The following is a 17,220-nucleotide window of genomic DNA, read 5'->3' on the forward strand; positions in this document are numbered from 1 at the left end:
AGGGGGTCGAAGTCAGGCGACCTGAAGGCGCGGAGGGGCGATCGAGTCGCGGACCACGACCGGCATCTCCAGCAGTTCCCGGTCGCGCGGGCGCAGGCCAAGGATCATCTCGACGGCGCGGCGACCCATCTCCTCGTAGGGCAGGTGGGCCGTCGTGAGTCCCGGACGGTGGTAGGCGGCGAGCACCTCGTCGTCGAACGAGGCGACCGACACGTCGTCGGGCACCCGCAGGCCCAGCTCGGACAGCGCCTGGTACATGCCGAAAGCCACCTCGTCGTTGCCTGCGATCAGCGCCGTCAGGTCGGGGTGGGCTGTCATGATCTCGATCGTCGAGTCGTAGCCGACCGTCGAGTCCCAGGCGGTCACCGGCTCGAAGACGGCGTCGACGTCGCCCTCGGCGAAGGCCTTCTCGATCCCCTCGAAGCGGTGCTCGATCGTCGCCGAGTAGCTGAGGTCGCCGTACGCGGGGAGCAGCCGTCCGACCATGCCGATGCGACGGTGCCCGGCGTCGACCAGCAGCCTCGCCATCGCGTAGCCGCCCTCGAACTCGTCGGGGAGCAGCCCGTCGTGCCCCTGGGGCGTGACGCCGTTGGCCAGGATGAACGCGACGTTGCCGGGAACCGTTGGCACCTCCAGTTGGCGGGCGCGCATGAGCCCGAGCACGATCCCGTCGACCCGGCGATCGAGCATCAGGTCCACGGCGTCGCGCAGCTCGCCGTCGTTCCCGCTTCCCTCAGCGATCAGCATTGTGAGGCCGTGCTCCTTGGCGGCGTCGAGGGCGCCGCGGATCATGCCCGAGGCGTGGCGGGTCAGGATCACGTCGTCGGAGATGAAGCCGATGGTGCTCGTCTTCCCCAGACGCAGGCTCTGCGCGGCCGGATTCGGCCGGTAGCCGAGCTCCTCGGCGGCGGAACGGACCCGCTCGGCCGCCTCGGCCGACAGCCTGGAGCCAGGCCGGTCGTTGAGGATCATGCTCACCGCACTCTTGGACATCCCCGAGCGCGCCGCGACGTCGGCCAGCGTGACTCGGCGGTTGGAATCCTTGCCCATGGGGGCAACCCTAGTGGACCGTTCAGTGTCGCGGCTGAATTGATTCAGCAGAAAGCTAGCGTGTCGTCGGATGGGTTGATACGTTGTGCGTGCTGAATCCATTTAGCAGGGGTCGATGCGACTCGATCCCGCTGAGGAAGAAGGAACAACAACGTGGTTGATCTATCCCGTAGAGCAGTCGTCGCCCTCCTGGGCGCCGGTCTCGCAGGCACCGCCATCTCGTGGCCCCGGCTCACCGGGCGCGACATCCCGGGCAGGGGAGACGATGCGCTGACCGTCGCCCTGTTCGGCACCCAGCAGGACGCGGTCGCGCGCCAGGCCCTCGTCGACGGCTTCCAGCGCAAGCACCCCGACGTCGCCGTGCGGATCGTCCCGATCCAGGGCCAGGACTGGGGCGAGTACTTCGCCAAGATCCTGACCATGATCGCGGCGGGCACCCCGCCGGACGTGGTGACGGTCGCGACCGAGGGCACCCAGCTCTTCGCCTCCAGGCTCGCGCATCCGATCGACGAGTACGTCCAGCGCGACGCCGCCGAGATGCAGGAGTACTTCGACGACGTGCACCCGGCACTCATCGAGTCGTTCATGTACAAGGGCAGCCTCTTCCAGATGCCCGACAACTTCAACGCCGCCAACGTGTTCTACAACACCGGTGCGCTCGAGCGCTCCGGCATGGAACGGCCACGCGACGACTGGTCGGTCGACGACTTCTTCGCGCTGTCCAGGGCGATGAAGTCGGGCTCTGAGGGCCGCTTCCTTCCGTACTTCTGGACCAACCGCCTCTGGGGAGGCGTCGTCCCGTGGCTCTACATCAACAACACGAGCTTCCTCACTGAGGAGAAGGCAAGCGGCGGTGACTGGTTCTGGAGCCGGTTCTACCCCGATCAGGAGCCCCGCGGCGGGGGCTTCCTCTGGGAGCACGCCGACGCGCTCAACGACCGGACCGTCGAGAGCTTCGCGGTGCTGCAGCGGATGGTCGCCGAGGGCCTCGCGGCCAACCCCGCCCAGGGCGGAGGCAACGAACTCGTCGCGCTCTTCTCCTCCGGCCAGGTCGGCATGACGCCGGCAGGCGGGTTCTGGGTGCAGGGCCTGAGCGAGGCGGGCGTGGCCAACGACGACTACGACGTCATCTTCTTCCCGAAGATGGCGAGCCAGCGCCACCAGTTCGGCGCAGGCGGCTACGCGATCATGGAGACCTCCAAGCGCAAGGACGAGGCCTGGGAATGGCTGAAGTACTGCGTCTCGTACGAGGGCATGTCCATCGCCCACACGAAGCCAGACTCGTCGATCCCGCGCCGCTCGCTCAACACCGAGCTGTACGGCGCCGGGCTCGGCCCCGCGCACTGGGAGGTGTTCTACGACACGCTCGACAAGTTCCCGGACACCGCCCCGATGCCCGCGCCGCCGCAGCAGGCGGCCGTCGAGTCCGCGCTGACCAAGAACGTGGTCGGCGCCATCACCAACGGCCCCGGCGGAGTCCGCCGAGGCCTCGAGATCATGCAACGTGACCTCGAGATCGCCCTGGGAGGACGCTGATGTCCACGACACCGACCGCCTCGCCCAAGCTGGCCGAGCCCAACCCCGAGACCGACGTGCGGCCCGGACGGCGCAAGCCCCGGCTGCTGATCACCCTGTTCCTCGCGCCGACCCTGATCGGGCTCGGGCTGTTCACCCTCGTGCCGATCATCGCCTCGGTGGTGCTCGCGTTCTTCCGCTGGGACATCATCACCGCACCCGAATTCGTCGGCCTCGACAACTTCGCAAGGCTGGCCTCCAGTCCGACGGTGCGGGTCTCGTTCCTCAACACCATCGGCTTCGTCGCGACCGCCGTCATCGTGCAGCTCGCCGTCGCCCTGCTGCTCGCGATCCTCGTCCAGTCGCGGATGCCCACCTGGCTGCGCACCTTCTTCAGGTCGACGCTGTTCTTCCCGCTGATCCTCTCGGCCGCGTCCGTCTCGCTGATCATGGCCTACCTGTTCAATCAGGAGTTCGGCCTCGTCAATGAGGTCCTCGGTTGGCTCGGCATCGCGAAGGTCGGCTGGCTGACCACCGGCTTCGGCGCGAAGATCGTGGTGCTGCTCGTCTACGTGTGGCAGAACTTCGGCTTCACCTTCCTGCTGTTCATCGGCGGCATCGCCGCGATCCCCAAGGAGGTCTACGAGGCCGCCTCCATCGACGGCGCCACCGGCTGGAAGCAGTTCTGGCAGCTGACCCTCCCGCTGATCAGCCCCACCATGTTGGTCGCCTCCGTGATGGCGATCATCAACGCGCTGCAGATTTTCGACCAGCCGTGGGTGCTCACCCGCGGCGGGCCCGGAGACGAGACCCGCACCGCAGTCATGGTGATCTACGAGTCGGCCTTCCGGCAGCTCGACTTCGGTGGGGCCTCGGCCGTCGGCGTGGTGCTGACGCTGCTGATCATGCTCGTCACCGCCATCCAGTTCCAGCTCAGCAAGCGATTCGTCTTCTACGGGTGAGGTGAGAGATGTCCACACAAGCAGTTGAAACCCGCCGACCCCTCCAGGGGATCGGAACCGTCGCCAAGTACGTCATCCTGGCGTTGGCAACCTTCGTGACGCTCGGCCCGGTCGTCTGGACCCTGATCACCGCGCTCACCCCGACCGATCCGGTCACCAATGTCACCAGCGTCGGCGGCTCCGCCTTCGCCGACGTCTTCGCCAAGATCCCCGTGTGGCTCTATGTCTGGAACAGCGCACTCGTCACGCTGCTCGTCGCTCTCGGCCAGATGCTCAGCGCCGCGATGGCCGGCTACGTGTTCGCCCGGTTCGACTTCCGCGGCAAGAAGCTCCTCTTCGGCACGATTCTCGCCACGATGATGGTGCCGATGCAGGTCACCATCGTCCCGGTTTTCATGCTGATCCGCGGCATGGGCCTTGCCGACACGCTGCTCGCGCTGATCGTCCCTGCCCTCCCGACGGCGTTCGGCACCTTCCTGATGCGCCAGTTCTTCATGGGGCTTCCCGCCGAGCTCGGCGAGGCGGCGGAGATCGACGGTGCGGGCCCCTGGCGCGTGTTCTTCAGCGTCTACCTGCCCTTGGCGACGCCCGGTCTGGCGATCGTCGGGATCCTCGCATTCAACTACCACTGGAACGAGTTCTTCCGTCCCCTGATCATGACGATCAGCGAGCAGAACTTCACCCTCCCGCTCGGCCTCGTCACGCTGCAGGGCAACCTCGGAACGGGCAGCATCTCGACGGTGCTCGCCGGCGTGATCATCTCGATGATCCCCGCCCTGCTCGTCTTCGTGTTCGGCCAGAAGCCGCTGCGCGAGGGCCTCACCGCCGGCGCAGGCAAGTAGCCACCGCGCCCTCACCGACCCGCCCCGAGAAAGAGCCATGGACCTGCTGCACTACGCCCCGCCGGCCAACTGGATGAACGACCCCAACGGGCTCGTCTTCCACAACGGGAGATACCACCTGTTCTTCCAGTACAACCCGGAGGGCGCCGACCACGCGAACATGAGCTGGGGGCACGCCTCCAGCCCCGACCTGGTGCGCTGGGAGGACCATCCCGTCGCCATCGCCTTCGATGCCGACGAGGACATCTTCTCCGGCTCCGTCGTCGCAGACGAGGAGGGCACCGCCGGGTTCGGAAAGGGGGCGCTGCTCGCGTTCTACACGTCGCATTCGAAGCGGGCGGCCCACCAGGCCCAGTCGATCGCGTACAGCGTCGACGACGGCGAGACCTGGGCCAAGTACGAGGGCAACCCGGTGCTCGACCGGGGCAGCTCGGACTTCCGCGACCCGAAGGTCGTGCGCTACACCGGGCCGGGCGGGCCCTACTGGGTGCTCGTCGCTGTCGAGGCGATCGACCAGCAGGTGCTCTTCTACCGCTCCGACGACCTGCTGACGTGGACGTTCCTCTCGGCCTTCGGCCCCGAGGCGGCCGCAGGCGGGATCTGGGAGTGCCCAGACCTGTTCCCGCTGAGGGTGGGCGACGGCGACGACGTCGCCTGGGTGCTGCTGGTCAGCACCCACCCCGGTGGGCCGGCGGGCGGGTCAGCCACGCAGTACTTCGTCGGTGACTTCGACGGCGTGACGTTCACCCCGCACGTGCACCGTCCGCCGATCGGCGCCGACGACGAGGGCATGCGCTCGTTGCCGTGGCTCGACCACGGGCACGACTGCTATGCGGGAGTCACCTTCTCGGGGCTGGGCATCGACGACCGGATCCTGATCGCCTGGATGAGCAACTGGCTCTACGCAGCGGAGCTTCCGGTCGATCCCGCCGCACCCCAGCGCGGCGCGATGACCATGGCACGCAGGCTGAGCCTCGTCGACGACGAGGGGACGCTGCGGCTCGTGCAGGTCGGGATCGTGCCGGACGTGGCCGAGACCGCGACGATCACGGCGGAGCGGATCGAGGGCCTGGTCGAGCTGCCGTTGACCGTTCCTCCCGTGGCCCGGATCGACCTCCTGGTGGACCTCGGCGGGGCCGACGGCTTCGCCCTTGCCCTGGGGCGCGACCGGCAGACGTGCGTCGAGCTGCGCTACGAGCGGGCAACGGGCCGCCTGCTCGTCGACCGGAGCCGGGGAGCCGAGGCGCTGCCCGGGGCCTACTCCACCCAGGCGGAGGTGACCCTCGGCCAGCGCGAGCGCGTCGGCCTGACTATCTGGCTCGACGCGAAGGGCATCGAAGTCTTCGCAGACGGCGGCCGCTCCGTCATCACCGACCTCACCCCGTCCCCGCCCTTCCCGCACGCCTGGCTCAAGGGCGTCGGCGGCGCGGTGATCGTCGAGAAGCTCACGGTCAGCGGCTGAGTCAGATCAGCCCTGCCTCGCCCGCGACGTGGACGGCCCGTGACCGGCTGTCCACGTCGAGCTTGGTGAAGATGTGGGCGAGGTGGCTCTTCACCGTCGCCTCGGTCACGTACAGCGTCCGGGCGATCTCCCGGTTCGAGGCGCCTTCAGCCAGGAGCCTCAGCACCTCGAGTTCGCGCCCGGTCAGCCGCGGCCGGGGATTGCGCATGCCGCGCAGCACCCGCTTCTCGAGCCCCTCGGCCAGATACACACCTCCGGCTGCCGCCCTTGCGATGGCCGCGCGGATCACCTGTGGATCGGCGTCCTTGAGCAGGTAGCCCGCGGCCCCGGCCTCGATCGCGGCGAGGATCTCGGCGTCACGGTCGAACGTGGTCAGGATCAGCACGGCAGGGGCGGGGGTGAGGTCGAGCAGACGCCGTGTGGTCTCGATCCCGTCGATCCCCGCGCCGAGCCGCAGGTCGCAGAGCACGACCTCTGGAGCCAGCTCCGAGGTGAGCAGCAGCGCCTCCTCGCCGGAGGCGGCCTCTCCCACGACCTCGACGCCGTCGGCACCGAGCACCGCCCGCAGCCCGCTGCGCACGATGGGATGGTCGTCGACGATGAGCACGCTCGTCACCGGCGAGCCCCCGATCCGTCGCGGATGGGCAGGTGGCCGCTTATCGCCGTGCTCTCGCCGGGGACCGACTCGATGTCGAGTCCTCCGCCCAGTTCCCGCAGCCGGTCACGCATGTAGCGCAGCCCGAAACCCGAGGGTGAGGCCGTCTTGCGCTGGTCGAGGGTCGCGGGGTCGAACCCGACGCCGTCGTCCATGACGTCGAGCCGCACGGAGTCGTCCGCGTCGATCAGGCTGACCACGACGCGCCCGGCCCCGGCATGCTGGCGCACGTTGGCCAGCGCCGACTGCGCGGTGCGCAGCAGCGCCACCTCCGTCTCGGTCGCCAGCTGGGGGAGCGACTCGTCGATCCGGACCTCCGCCTCGATCCCGGTCTCCTCGTGCAGCCGAGCCGTCATCCGCTGCAGGGCGCCTGCCAGCGCGCTGTCGTCGAGCTCGGACGGCGCCAGCGCCGCGACGATCCTGCGCACGTCGGCCAACCCCTCGCCCGACAGGGTCGCGATCTGCCCGAAGGCCCGTGCCGACTCGGTCTCGCCCACCTCCGAACGGGCGTGGGCCAGCAGCCGGATCGAGGAAAGCGACTGGGCGACGGTGTCGTGGATGTCGCGGGAGAGCCGGGTCCGCTCCGCGACCGCCCCCGAGCGGCGCTGCGCCGTCGCGAGCTCGTCCTGCAGATCGGCCATCTCGGCCTGGGCTGCGGTGAGCGAGACGACCAGCCGCTCGCGTTCCTCGGCGTCGCGCAGCAGTTGGAGGTAGCCGCGCGAGATGCCGTAGGCGAAGATGCCGCCGATCAGGGGGCCGAACACGACGCCGTAGCTCGGTTCGCCGTGGTGGAGCAGGGGAGCGGCCACCACCACGGCGAACACCAGCGCAGACAGCGCCACACCCCACACCACCGGAAGCAGGTGACCCGCGAGCAGCCACAACAGGAAAGCGAGCCAGACGAACTCCGCGGACACGACGGTTGCGGCGATCCACACGACCACGAGACCGAGCAGCCACACGACGGCGACCCGGGTCGAGTTCGAGCGGGCCGACCACAGCGCCCCGACCAGATGCCAGGCGAGGAAGGCCCCACCGGCGGCAACGGCCGCCGCGACCGGTGCATCGGCGAGCACCGCGCGCACCACTCCGATCACCGTGAGCATCACGGCCATGACGTGCTGGCCGACCCCCATCGCCCGGACGTAACCGGCCAGCGTGGTCGCTGCCGGGTCAGGACCCGACAGGGGCACTGTCACGAGGCTCATGTAGCCATTGTCCGTCAGAGCCACGCGAAGGCCTACCCGGCCACCAGATCCGGTCGCCGACCAGGGTGAAGATCGCAGGCACGATCACCGTCCGCACGACGAGCGTGTCGACGAGCACCCCGACGCCGACGATCAGGCCCAACTGGCCAAGCGTGACGAGCGGAAGCACCCCGAGGGCGGCGAAGACGGCTGCGAGGACGAGGCCGGCGCTGGTGATCACGCTGCCGGTGTGCGCGACCGCCTCCACCATCGCCTCCCGCGTGCCGAGGGCCCCGGCCTCGCTGCGGGCCCGGTGCACGAGGAAGATCGTGTAGTCGATGCCGAGCGCTACGAGGAACAGGAACGCGAGCAGAGGCACCTGGAGGTCGAGCGCTGGCTGGTCTAGCAGCACCCGGCTCAGCCACGACCCTGCGCCGATGGCCGCGACGGCGCTGCCCAGGTTCACCAGGAGCAGCAGGGTCGGCGCGACGAGCGAGCGCAGCAGCACGACGAGCACGACGAAGCACACGGCCAGCACCAGCGGCGCGATCAGCCACAGATCGGCCGCGTTGCCTGCACGGGCATCGACATCGGTGGCGACGGCCCCTCCGACCAGCGCGTCCGCACCCTCGACCGCGTGTGCGGCAGCGCGCAGCTCGCCGATCTGGTCGAGGCTCTCCGTGGTGCTCGGCGAGTACTGGCTGACCACCATCACCTTCGTCAGTTCGCCGTCCGCGGTCGTCCCGACGGGATGGGCCCTGACCACGCCCTCCAGCCCCGCGACCGCGTCGACCACGTCCTGGGCCCCCTCCGTCTTCGCGACGATGAACGTCGGCTGGGCCCTCCCCGCGGGGAAGTGTTCGGCCAGGACGCTCAGCCCCGTCGCCGACTCCGACTGGACCCGGAACTTCCCGAGCTGGTCGAGCCCGACCGAGGTGCCGAGCAGGCCGAGGGCCATCACGCCGAGCAGCGTGAGTCCGGCGGCAAGAGAGACGCCTGGGCGGCGGGTCACGCCCTCCGCGATCCTGCGCCAGCCACCGCCGAGCCGCCGATCGGATCCGGGGCGCGGGACAAAGGGCCAGAACAGCCTGCGGCCGAAGACCGCGAGCACCGGGGGCAGCGCGAGCGCGACGGCGGCGAGCGCGATGACCAGCCCGATCGCCGTGGTCACGCCGAGCCCGTGGGTGCCAGGGATGACGGCCAGCGTCAGGGTCGCCAAGGCTAGGACCACCGTCACGTTCGAGGCGAGGATGGCAGGCATCGTGTGTTGCCAGGCACTGCTCAGAGCCGCCCGGTCATCGTCGGTGGTCAGCAGTTCCTCGCGGTAGCGCGAGATCAGCAACAGGGCGTAGTTGGTACCCGCCCCGAAGACGAGGACGCTGATGATGCCCGCGTCGAACTGCAGGTCCCAGGCGGAACCGGCGGCCGCGGTGACGCGCCCGGCGAGGCCGTCGGCCAACGCGATCACGATCAGGGGCACGAGCCACAGCACGGGGGAGCGGTAGGTGACGATCAGCAGGACCGCGACGATGACGATCGTCACGAGGAGCAGGGTGAAGTCCGCGCCGTCGAAGGAGGAGGTGACGTCGGCTCCGAACGCGGGGCCGCCGGTGACCAGCATCGACAGGCCGTCGGGTCGCTCCCGCTCGATCTCGGAACGCAGCGACCCGATGACATCCGCCGTCTCGCTGTTGTCGGCGCCCACCGTGATCGGGACCATCAGGACCGCTGCCTTGTCGTCCTCACTGACCAGTGGGCCGGAGGCTGGGTCCGCACCGTCACCGAGGCGGGGAAGCAGACCCTCAAGCGCGGCGAGGTCGTCGGCGTCGAGCGCGTTCCCGTCGTCGCGCGTGACGACGATCTGCACCGACTGGCGCTCCGCACCCGGGAAGGTGGCGAGGAGCTCCGAGACCCGTGAGGACTCCGAGCCGTCGGGCGCCTGCGCGTTGCGTGACGGGGCCTCGGCCCCGGCGAAGAGTCCGAAGAGGGCGACGAACGCGGCGAGGACGAGGCCGAGCGCGATCCACGCTCCGCGCCGTGAGGTGAGGCGGTCGGCGAAGGACCGTCCGGCTGGGTTTTCTGGCATGGTCCCAAGCCCACCAGCGCAGCCCCCTCCCGGGCATCGTGCATCGGGTCGACGCGGACATCAGCCTTTTGGCCGATGCGCCGAATCGTTCTCAAGGGGCAGGGAGGAACCGCCGTGCTCAGGGGCTTGTGCCCCGGCGAGACCCCCGCGGCGAGCAGGCCGATCAGGATGCCGAGGACGGCGCCGACCGGCAGGGCGAGGGCCAGGTTGTCGAGCAGGAGGCCAAGCAGCAGCCCCAACGACAGGCCGATGGTGAAGTACGCGGCGAACGCCGATCCTTCCCATGGTCACCTCCTCGAGAAGCCCGGCCGCACGCCGGTCGGCTGGGCAGTGCCGCGGAACCGGCCCGACTCGTCGATGCCCGCTTCGTAGTAACCCTCGTGGTGGCGGCGCTGCTGCTCGGCCTGCTGCAGATCTGGTTCACCGTCGACGCGCTCGCCGGTTGATGGGAAGCCGAGCGGTGCAAGGGGGTGGCTGAGCCGCGCACAGCTTCGACACAGACTCGCCCGTTAGGCTGGACGACGGCGCCCCGCCTGGCGGGCCGCGCCTCTCTGACCCCGACGCGGCCACGACCGGCCGCAGGAGCCGTTCTCGTGAAACTCAAGCCCCTGGCCATCGCGGCCATCGCCCTCCTCCTTCCCCTGTCGGCCTGCGGCACAGGCGGCGACACCGAACCTGCGGAGTCGAGCGTCTCCAGCCCGGCCGCGCCTGCCGATGATCAGCCGACGGGCGTGCCCCAGGTCGACCGGGACCCGCAGGGCGACCTGCCCACCATCGCCTTTGACGACAAGTCGATCCCCACCATGGAGCCGATCGACGGGGAGGCGCCCACCCAGATCACCGTCAAGACCTTGAAGCAGGGCGACGGCGAGACCGTCGGGGAGGGCGCGTTCGTCACCGTCAACTACGCAGGTTTCCTCTGGAGCGACGGCACCCAGTTCGATTCCTCCTACGAGCGTGGAACCCCGTCGAGCTTCTCGCTCGACCAGGTGGTCGACGGCTGGAAGTACGGCCTCGCGGGCACCAAGGTCGGCGACCAGGTCCAGATCGTGGTGCCGCCGGCGTTCGGTTACGGCGACCAGGAGAGCGAGACGATCCCCGCGAACTCGACCCTCGTCTTCGTGGTCGATGTACTCGACGCCACCACGGTCGATGCGGAACTGCTCACGCAGGCGACCCCGACCGATGAGAAGCTGCCCGCGGGCCTCACCATCACCGGTGACCTGGGCGCGCAGCCCGGCATCGAGTTCGCGGCAGACGCCGAGGCGCCGGCCGAGCCCCAGATCATCGTCCTCGCCGAGGGGACCGGCGAGCCGATCACGGAGACCGACACCGTCGCCTACCACGTCACTGGCGGTGAGTGGGGCGGCGAGACCATGACCACCTGGACCGACACCTTCCAGCAGGTGCCCAACGGTGGCGGGACCGAGCTCATCGGCAAGAAGGCCGGCTCCCGCGTCCTGCTCACCTACCCGGCCGACACCGAGGCGGGCACCAACGCCCAGGTCCTCGTGATCGACGTCATGGCGGCCATCCCGGCCGGCTGATCCCTCCGGACATCGAAGACGGCGGCGGCACCCTTGAGGTGCCGCCGCCGTCGTGTCGTCGTCAGGCCAGCGTGAAGCGCAAACCGGCCACCGCAGGCGTGATCCGGTGCTCGAGGAGATGTCCTCTGGGCGCACGACGTAGACCTCGCCCCCGGTGTCGAGCAGGCGGCCCCACAGAGACGAGTCGTCGTAGGCGGCCCAACGCCGCCGGAGTTCCTGCTCTGGGGGACCTTCCGTTGACGGCCCTCCACGCCAGGTCCCCGCCTGCTTTGGGAAAGCGCCCATGGTGGCTGGCTCAGGCCCGCTCGAGGAGGCCCTCCCACACCGCCTCGCCGTCCTCGAAGGCGCCCGTCGGACGCAGCCCGAGACCGGTCGCGATCCGGTTGGAGGCGTGATGGTCCGGATGGATGTGGGCCCGCAACAGCCTGACCCTCCCGACGAACTCATGCAGCATCAGCCGAGCGGCGCGTGTGGCGAGGCCGCGACCCTGCCATGGTGCTCCGATCACCCATGCGAGCTCCGCCACCTCGTCCTCGACAGTGGCCTGGACGTAGCCGACGGCCTCACCATCGACCCGGACGATCCAGTTGAACCAGCGCTGGCTTCCGTCGGGCGAGGCACCCGTGACCTGATGCGCGTAGAGCCTTCGAAGCGATGCCAGGTCGGGAGGTTCTCCTCCGGTGAACGCGTACAGCGCGGGATCGGCGAGCACCGACACCATGGCCTCCGCGTCGTCGACGCGCAACAAGGTGAGCGTGAGCTGGTCCTGCATGGGGCAAGTGAACCCGATAGGCGTGCGGCGTGGCAAGGGCATTCACGTCTGGTCGGCGACGTCGAGGTCGCGCATCCTGCGCACAGGTGAGGCGATCGGCTTCTGGCGTGAGGCGCTCCGACCGGACGCCGCCTGGCGCCCACCCGTGCCCATCCTCGCGGTGCTCGGCGCCGAAGACGGCACGGGCAACATCGCGCCCGCCGCGCGGGCTCTTGCCGACCGGGATCCGGCCGTCAGGCTCGAGGCGCTCGCAGACGCCTGACACAACGCGAACATGGACCGACCCGACGCCTTCAACGCCCTCGTCCGTGAGTTCCTTGCCGGGCTCGCCACGGGTGGTTGACCCCGGGTCGCGCAGATTTGCCGCGGCAGCCTCGACGCGTAACTAGGCTGACTCCCACCCGGTCGGAAGGCGGCGGAGATGGGACTTGTCACCTGCGATGTCACGGTGTCGGTTGACGGCTTCGTCGCCGGACCGGATCAGACCCTGGAACAGCCGCTCGCACGCGGGGGAGAGACGCTGCACCGGTGGCAGTTCGAACAGTCGGACGTCAATGCCTCCGAACTGGCGGGCATCCTCGATGCGGGCGCCTACATCATGGGGCGCAACATGTTCGGCCCCGTGCGGGGCGGCTGGCCCGAGGACCGGCGCGGCTGGTGGGGGCCGAATCCCCCCTACCATGCTCCCGTGTTCGTCCTCACGCATCACGCGCGTGGCCCCGTGGAGATGGACGGCGGCACCACGTTCAGCTTTATCGAGGCGGGCATCGGGGAGGCTCTGGCACGAGCGAGGTCAGCGGCCGGGGCGCGCAACGTCGCCGTCGCAGGCGGCGCCTCGACCATCAACCAGTACCTGGCCGCAGGGTTGATCGATGAGCTGCGGCTCCACATCGCCCCGGTCCTGCTCGGATCGGGCGAACGGCTCTTCGGCGACGTGGAGCCGCCGCTGTGGCTGATGCCGATCGCGGCGCGCGCCACGGACTCGTCACACACGTTACCTACCGGCTAGGCAGGCAGCCCGCCGCCGACCCCCGCCTCTCCGAGGTCGCCTGAGAATCGATGCGGCCGCATCACTGGAGCCTGGCTACGCGGTCGCGACGGCGGCCTCCGCGGGGGCATCTTCAGCCGACGCCAACGCGTCCCGGAAGAAGTTCATGGCGTGGCTGCGCACCACCGCGGCCGCCAGCTCGGGGTCGCGATCCCTGAGGGCCTCGAGGATCTGCCTGTGCTCGCTGCGCACGGAGATGCTGGCGTCGCGCCAGTCCTCGAGCTGGTCATACGCCTCGATCATCTGCTGCTCGACCGCGCTGCGCAGCCCCCCGCTGAGATCCTGGATGATCGCATTGCCAGAAGCGGTCGCGATCAGCGCGTGGAAACGTGCGTCCAGCGCGTTGAACTCGCGCACGTGGATGCCGGGGTCGTCCATCCGGGTCAGGATCGAGGCCAACTCCTCGAGGTGTTTATCCGACCTGGTCTCGGCCGCCCTGCGGGCCGACCACATCTCGACGGCGACCACCCACACTGCAGACCCTCCTACACCGTCACCCTTGACCGCGACTTGGTCGATGCTGCTCCGACAATGCTCGTGCTGCTGAGCCGGATGGGCTGAGCCCCCCGCCCCTGCTATCAACGCGGCATGAGGGTGCTTCCTGCGACGCGGTAACCCCGCGAGCCGGTCAGGCGACGGCCTGGAAGGACAGCTTCAGGCCCAGCGCTCCGCTGACCTTCAGCACGGTCGACCACGTGGGATTGCCCTGGTCGGACAGGGCCTTGTAGAGCCCATCCCGGCTCATGCCGACACGGCGGGCGAGTTCGCTCATGTTCCCCGAGCGGGCGATCACCCCGAGAGCGCGCGGAACGGCAGTTGGGTCGTCGCCGGACTCCTCGAGGGCGATCTGCAGGTAGCCGGCGACGTCGTCGAGGTCGTCGAGGTAGTTCGCGGCGTCAAAGCGCTGATGGTTCTCACTCATCGTTGTCCTCCTTCTCGTTCCACTCGGCCGCCAGCTGACGAGCCCTGATGATGTCGTCAGACTGACTGGACTTGTCCCCACCGCACAGCAACAGCACCAGCTGGTGGCCACGCCGCGTGAGGTAGACGCGGTAGCCGGGACCGAACGCCAGACGAAGCTCCAGGACCCCACCACCCACGGGTTTCATGTCTCCGAGGTTCCCTGCTGCAAGGCGGTCGAGTCTCGACAAGATCCGCAAGCGGCCCTGGCGATCCTTGAGCCGACGCAGCCAGTGATCGAACTCCTGGGTCGTGAGAACCTCGATCACATGTCGATTCTAGTCGACAGTTGGCCGTTCCAAAAGGGCTAGGACGGTGCTGAATAACCCGCGCGTCGCGGGGTGCTGATCGGGGTGGGCTTGCGATCCTTGTTTCATGCAGGGTGAGGCTGATCGGCAGCGGGAGCTGTTGGACGTGGAGGCGTTGGCGGGACATCTGTTGGTGCCGGGGAGCGTGTTCGCGTTCCTGGCCGAGCACCGGTTGCGGTTGTTCCCGCCGGAGCTGTTCGCCGACCTGTTTCCCTCGGGGCGGGGTCGGCCCTCGATCCCGCCAGAGGTCATCGCCTCGGTGCTGGTGCTGCAGTCCTTGTACGGGCACTCTGACAGGGAAGCGGTCGAGGCGCTCACGTTCGACCTGCGCTGGAAGGCCGCGTGCGGGTACGCGGTCGACGGGGCCGGGTTCCACCCTTCGACGTTGACGTACTGGCGTAAGCGGCTGGCCGCCAGCCAACGTCCGGACCGGATCTTCGAGGCGGTCCGCGAGGTCGTCATGGCTACCGGTGTCCTGTCGGGCAAGACGCGGCGGGCGTTGGACTCCACGGTGCTCGACGACGCGGTCGCCCGGCAGGACACGGTCACCCAGCTGATCGCCTCGATCCGCCGGGTCGGCCGCGACGTGCCGGGCGCGCACGCACTGGTGGTCCAGGAGTGCACCCGGTTGGCCGAGGTCACCGGCGGTGACTACACGGTCGCTGGCAAGCCGCGGATCGCCTGGGAGGACGAGGCCGCCCGGACCGAGCTGGTGAGCGCACTGGTGGGCGACGCCCTGGCCCTGCTGGCCGCTCTCGACGCCGCCCACCACGACGAGCACGGCGACCCGGACGGCCTGGCGCTGCTGTCCGAGGCGGGTGGGAAACCGGCCGAGGCCCTCGCGCTGCTGGCGTTGGTCGCCGGGCAGGACGTCGAGCCGGCGGAGGGTTCCGACGGCACCGACGGGCGGTGGCGCATCGCCCGCAAGACCGCGCCGGACCGGATGATCTCCACCGTCGACCCCGATGCCCGGCACGCGCACAAGACCCGCGAACGGCGTCAGGACGGGTTCAAGGCCCATGTCGTCGTCGAGCCGGACACCGGGCTGATGACGATGGTGAAGCTGACGAAGACCAACGGGGCCGAGCACTCCGACGCCGCGGTGGGTGCCGACCTGGTCACCACCGACTCCACCCTCACCGCCACCCCTGACGCGCCGGTGCAGGTGCTCGGCGACTCCGCCTACGCCTCCGGTGACATGCTGGCCACGCTCGATGCCCGCAAGTGGGAACCGGTCCTCAAACCCTGGCCGCTGCGGCCGGCTGTCGAGGGCGGGTTCACCCTGGACGACTTCATCCACGACCCGGTCGCCGGGACGTTGACCTGCCCGGCCGGGCTCACCCGCGGCGTCAGTGCCAAGGGCAAGGTGACCTTCGGCGCCGCGTGCGCCGGCTGTCCGCTGCGGCAGCGGTGCACCACCGCCGAACGTGGCCGCAAGGTCACCCTGGGTGAGCACCACCAGCTCCAACGACAGCACCGCGAACGAGCCACCGACCCGGACTTCCAGGCCGTCTACCGACGGCACCGGCCGATGGTCGAACGCTCCATCGCCTGGCTCACGCGCGGAGCACGCCGCGTGCCCTACCGGGGCGTGGCCAAGAACGACGCCTGGCTGCACCACCGCGCCGCCGGTCTCAACCTGCGACGCCTCCTCAACCTCGGGCTCACCGTCCAGGACGGGACCTGGGCCATCGCCTGAGGGTGGGACCGGGGGCCGCTGGGCCCTTGCCACGCCGCCCCGATCGAGCGCAGGATGGCCTCAGGCGGGCGGAACGACCCCGACTGTCGCACCCCAGGGTGCTGACCTCACTGCCGCAAAGACGGCCTTGGCGGCGCTCCGCCCGCCCCCCTCACGCCATACCCGCCTCAGATCACACCTTGTTCAGCGCCCTCCTAGCAGGAACGCGCGCTTCTCGGCGCGACAGCTTGCTCATGCAGCCGCGTCCACAGCGGCAGAGGCGGACGTTCAGCGTGGCGGGTGTTCCATCCGTTTGGAATTCGCCACGCTCCTCGTGCGAGCCGGGGCGTCAGCCAGCCAAGAAGTCGTCAATGGTCGTGACGACATCGGGGTGTAGCCCCTTGACGAGCGTGTTGCGGTCGTCGAGGGGTAGGACATGGCGCCGTTCCAGTCGGATGCGACGAGGTGGCCGTCCTGTTCCCAGAAGGTGTTCGCAAGCGTGCTGCCTCGGTGCAGCTCGATGCGGGTCGCTTCGACCGTGCCTGTGGGGGTCTCGACGCTCTCCTTGCCCAGGCGGATGAGGCGGGCGTCGTAGACCGTGAGGTCGCCCTCGAGGAACTCGCGGTAGGTGGTCTCCCTCTGTTTCCCGGCCAGGAAGTCAAGGAGAATGCGGACGGCGGCGTAGCTGGGCACGGCCCGCTCAAGCGCTGGCATCGCCTTCCCCGAAACGGTGACGATGCCGTCGGCTGAGCAAGACGCGCTCGTCGTCTCGTTGTGGCCGATGTAGGTGAAGGACCGCCACTCAGGGCCGGTCGGGCCAGCAAACTCCGTGTGCTGCACCAGTCGGAGCAAGTGGTCGCCAAAGCGGACGGTCATGATGGAGTCGAGGTCCTGGCCCACGAACTTGCGGATGAGGACGCCCGCCTTCGCCCCGTCGTCGTGGAACTCCTCGAGCAGCACTGTGCCAGTCATGTCGACCTCCATGAGTCATCGGTTGCGGTGGTTTTGGAGAGCACCCCGTTGCCGGTACGTGTTGCGCATGGCCAAGTTTGACAGCGAGCAAGGCCGACCGTCCTGTAATCGGCAGATGATCGATGTCACGCGCCTGTGGCGGGCGTCTGGTACCGGGCTCGGGTGTGGGCGAGGCG

At 69.2% G+C, this 17,220-nt stretch carries 18 protein-coding genes; 9 read left to right on the top strand and 9 right to left on the bottom strand.

Going from position 1 to position 17,220, the window contains the following annotated elements; all coding sequences use genetic code 11:
* Positions 1–12: 12 nt before the first annotated feature.
* The gene (locus BW733_RS16510) at positions 13–1,050 is read right to left on the bottom strand and encodes a LacI family DNA-binding transcriptional regulator (protein ID WP_077352239.1); all 1,038 of its coding nucleotides are present in this window, start codon (positions 1,048–1,050) and stop codon (positions 13–15) included.
* A 153-nt stretch (positions 1,051–1,203) separates the two neighbouring features.
* Between BW733_RS16510 and BW733_RS16515 the strand changes: the two genes are divergently transcribed.
* From BW733_RS16515 to BW733_RS16530, 4 genes are read left to right on the top strand one after another with little or no spacing between them, the layout of a single operon-like run.
* Entirely contained in the window at positions 1,204–2,586 is a 1,383-nt protein-coding gene (locus tag BW733_RS16515) for an ABC transporter substrate-binding protein (RefSeq protein ID WP_077352241.1), read from the top strand.
* Positions 2,586–3,527 (top strand): carbohydrate ABC transporter permease, encoded by a 942-nt coding sequence (locus BW733_RS16520; protein WP_077352243.1) that lies wholly within the window; start codon positions 2,586–2,588, stop codon positions 3,525–3,527. Before BW733_RS16515 ends, BW733_RS16520 begins: the two co-directional genes overlap by 1 nt.
* A gap of 8 nt (positions 3,528–3,535) precedes the next feature.
* Entirely contained in the window at positions 3,536–4,369 is an 834-nt protein-coding gene (locus tag BW733_RS16525) for a carbohydrate ABC transporter permease (RefSeq protein WP_077352245.1), read from the top strand.
* A gap of 37 nt (positions 4,370–4,406) precedes the next feature.
* On the top strand, positions 4,407–5,831 hold the full coding sequence (locus tag BW733_RS16530; protein WP_077352247.1) for a glycoside hydrolase family 32 protein: 1,425 nt from the start codon (positions 4,407–4,409) through the stop codon (positions 5,829–5,831).
* Between the two features lies 1 nt (position 5,832).
* Here BW733_RS16530 and BW733_RS16535 read toward each other — a convergent pair whose 3' ends face one another.
* The 3 genes from BW733_RS16535 to BW733_RS16545 are packed head-to-tail and all read right to left on the bottom strand — an operon-like array spanning position 5,833 to position 9,759.
* Entirely contained in the window at positions 5,833–6,447 is a 615-nt protein-coding gene (locus BW733_RS16535) for a response regulator (protein WP_077352249.1), read from the bottom strand.
* A complete protein-coding gene (locus tag BW733_RS16540) occupies positions 6,444–7,694 on the bottom strand; it encodes a sensor histidine kinase (protein ID WP_077352251.1) in 1,251 nt (416 codons plus the stop codon). Before BW733_RS16540 ends, BW733_RS16535 begins: the two co-directional genes overlap by 4 nt.
* Positions 7,660–9,759, bottom strand: coding sequence for an MMPL family transporter (locus BW733_RS16545; protein ID WP_077352253.1), 2,100 nt, complete (start codon positions 9,757–9,759; stop codon positions 7,660–7,662). Before BW733_RS16545 ends, BW733_RS16540 begins: the two co-directional genes overlap by 35 nt.
* Positions 9,760–9,887: 128 nt before the next feature.
* Between BW733_RS16545 and BW733_RS16550 the strand changes: the two genes are divergently transcribed.
* Both BW733_RS16550 and BW733_RS16555 read left to right on the top strand, forming a co-directional pair.
* Complete coding sequence (locus BW733_RS16550; RefSeq protein WP_077352255.1) at positions 9,888–10,205, top strand: hypothetical protein; 318 nt, start codon at positions 9,888–9,890, stop codon at positions 10,203–10,205.
* Positions 10,206–10,352: 147 nt separating this feature from the next.
* Positions 10,353–11,306 (top strand): FKBP-type peptidyl-prolyl cis-trans isomerase, encoded by a 954-nt coding sequence (locus tag BW733_RS16555; protein ID WP_077352257.1) that lies wholly within the window; start codon positions 10,353–10,355, stop codon positions 11,304–11,306.
* A 295-nt stretch (positions 11,307–11,601) separates the two neighbouring features.
* Here the strand turns inward: BW733_RS16555 and BW733_RS16560 are convergent, their stop codons facing one another.
* Positions 11,602–12,078: a GNAT family N-acetyltransferase gene (locus tag BW733_RS16560; protein ID WP_202970235.1), complete on the bottom strand. Its 477-nt coding sequence runs from the start codon at positions 12,076–12,078 to the stop codon at positions 11,602–11,604.
* A 22-nt stretch (positions 12,079–12,100) separates the two neighbouring features.
* Here BW733_RS16560 and BW733_RS18055 point away from each other — a divergent pair, with 22 nt between their 5' ends.
* Positions 12,101–12,340: a hypothetical protein gene (locus BW733_RS18055; protein WP_152024770.1), complete on the top strand. Its 240-nt coding sequence runs from the start codon at positions 12,101–12,103 to the stop codon at positions 12,338–12,340.
* A 159-nt stretch (positions 12,341–12,499) separates the two neighbouring features.
* The gene (locus BW733_RS16565) at positions 12,500–13,087 is read left to right on the top strand and encodes a dihydrofolate reductase family protein (protein WP_202970236.1); all 588 of its coding nucleotides are present in this window, start codon (positions 12,500–12,502) and stop codon (positions 13,085–13,087) included.
* Positions 13,088–13,162: 75 nt separating this feature from the next.
* On the opposite strand, the gene BW733_RS16570 is transcribed toward BW733_RS16565, so the two are convergent.
* The 3 genes from BW733_RS16570 to BW733_RS16580 all read right to left on the bottom strand — a co-directional run bounded on the left by BW733_RS16570 (position 13,163) and on the right by BW733_RS16580 (position 14,355).
* Positions 13,163–13,600, bottom strand: coding sequence for a FadR/GntR family transcriptional regulator (locus BW733_RS16570; RefSeq protein WP_077352261.1), 438 nt, complete (start codon positions 13,598–13,600; stop codon positions 13,163–13,165).
* 154 nt (positions 13,601–13,754) lie between these two features.
* Complete coding sequence (locus tag BW733_RS16575; protein WP_077352263.1) at positions 13,755–14,048, bottom strand: addiction module antidote protein; 294 nt, start codon at positions 14,046–14,048, stop codon at positions 13,755–13,757.
* Positions 14,041–14,355: a type II toxin-antitoxin system RelE/ParE family toxin gene (locus BW733_RS16580; RefSeq protein ID WP_077352264.1), complete on the bottom strand. Its 315-nt coding sequence runs from the start codon at positions 14,353–14,355 to the stop codon at positions 14,041–14,043. Before BW733_RS16580 ends, BW733_RS16575 begins: the two co-directional genes overlap by 8 nt.
* A 106-nt stretch (positions 14,356–14,461) precedes the next feature.
* On the opposite strand from BW733_RS16580, the gene BW733_RS16585 reads away from it, so the two are divergent.
* Positions 14,462–16,093 carry an IS1182 family transposase gene (locus BW733_RS16585; RefSeq protein ID WP_077346978.1) on the top strand — a complete coding sequence of 544 codons (1,632 nt, stop codon included), beginning with the start codon at positions 14,462–14,464 and terminating at the stop codon, positions 16,091–16,093.
* Positions 16,094–16,360: 267 nt separating this feature from the next.
* Here BW733_RS16585 and BW733_RS16590 read toward each other — a convergent pair whose 3' ends face one another.
* Positions 16,361–17,044 (bottom strand): hypothetical protein, encoded by a 684-nt coding sequence (locus tag BW733_RS16590; RefSeq protein WP_152024771.1) that lies wholly within the window; start codon positions 17,042–17,044, stop codon positions 16,361–16,363.
* Positions 17,045–17,220 lie beyond the last annotated feature (176 nt).

The sequence above is a fragment of the Tessaracoccus flavescens genome (assembly GCF_001998865.1).
Taxonomy (GTDB): domain Bacteria; phylum Actinomycetota; class Actinomycetes; order Propionibacteriales; family Propionibacteriaceae; genus Arachnia; species Arachnia flavescens.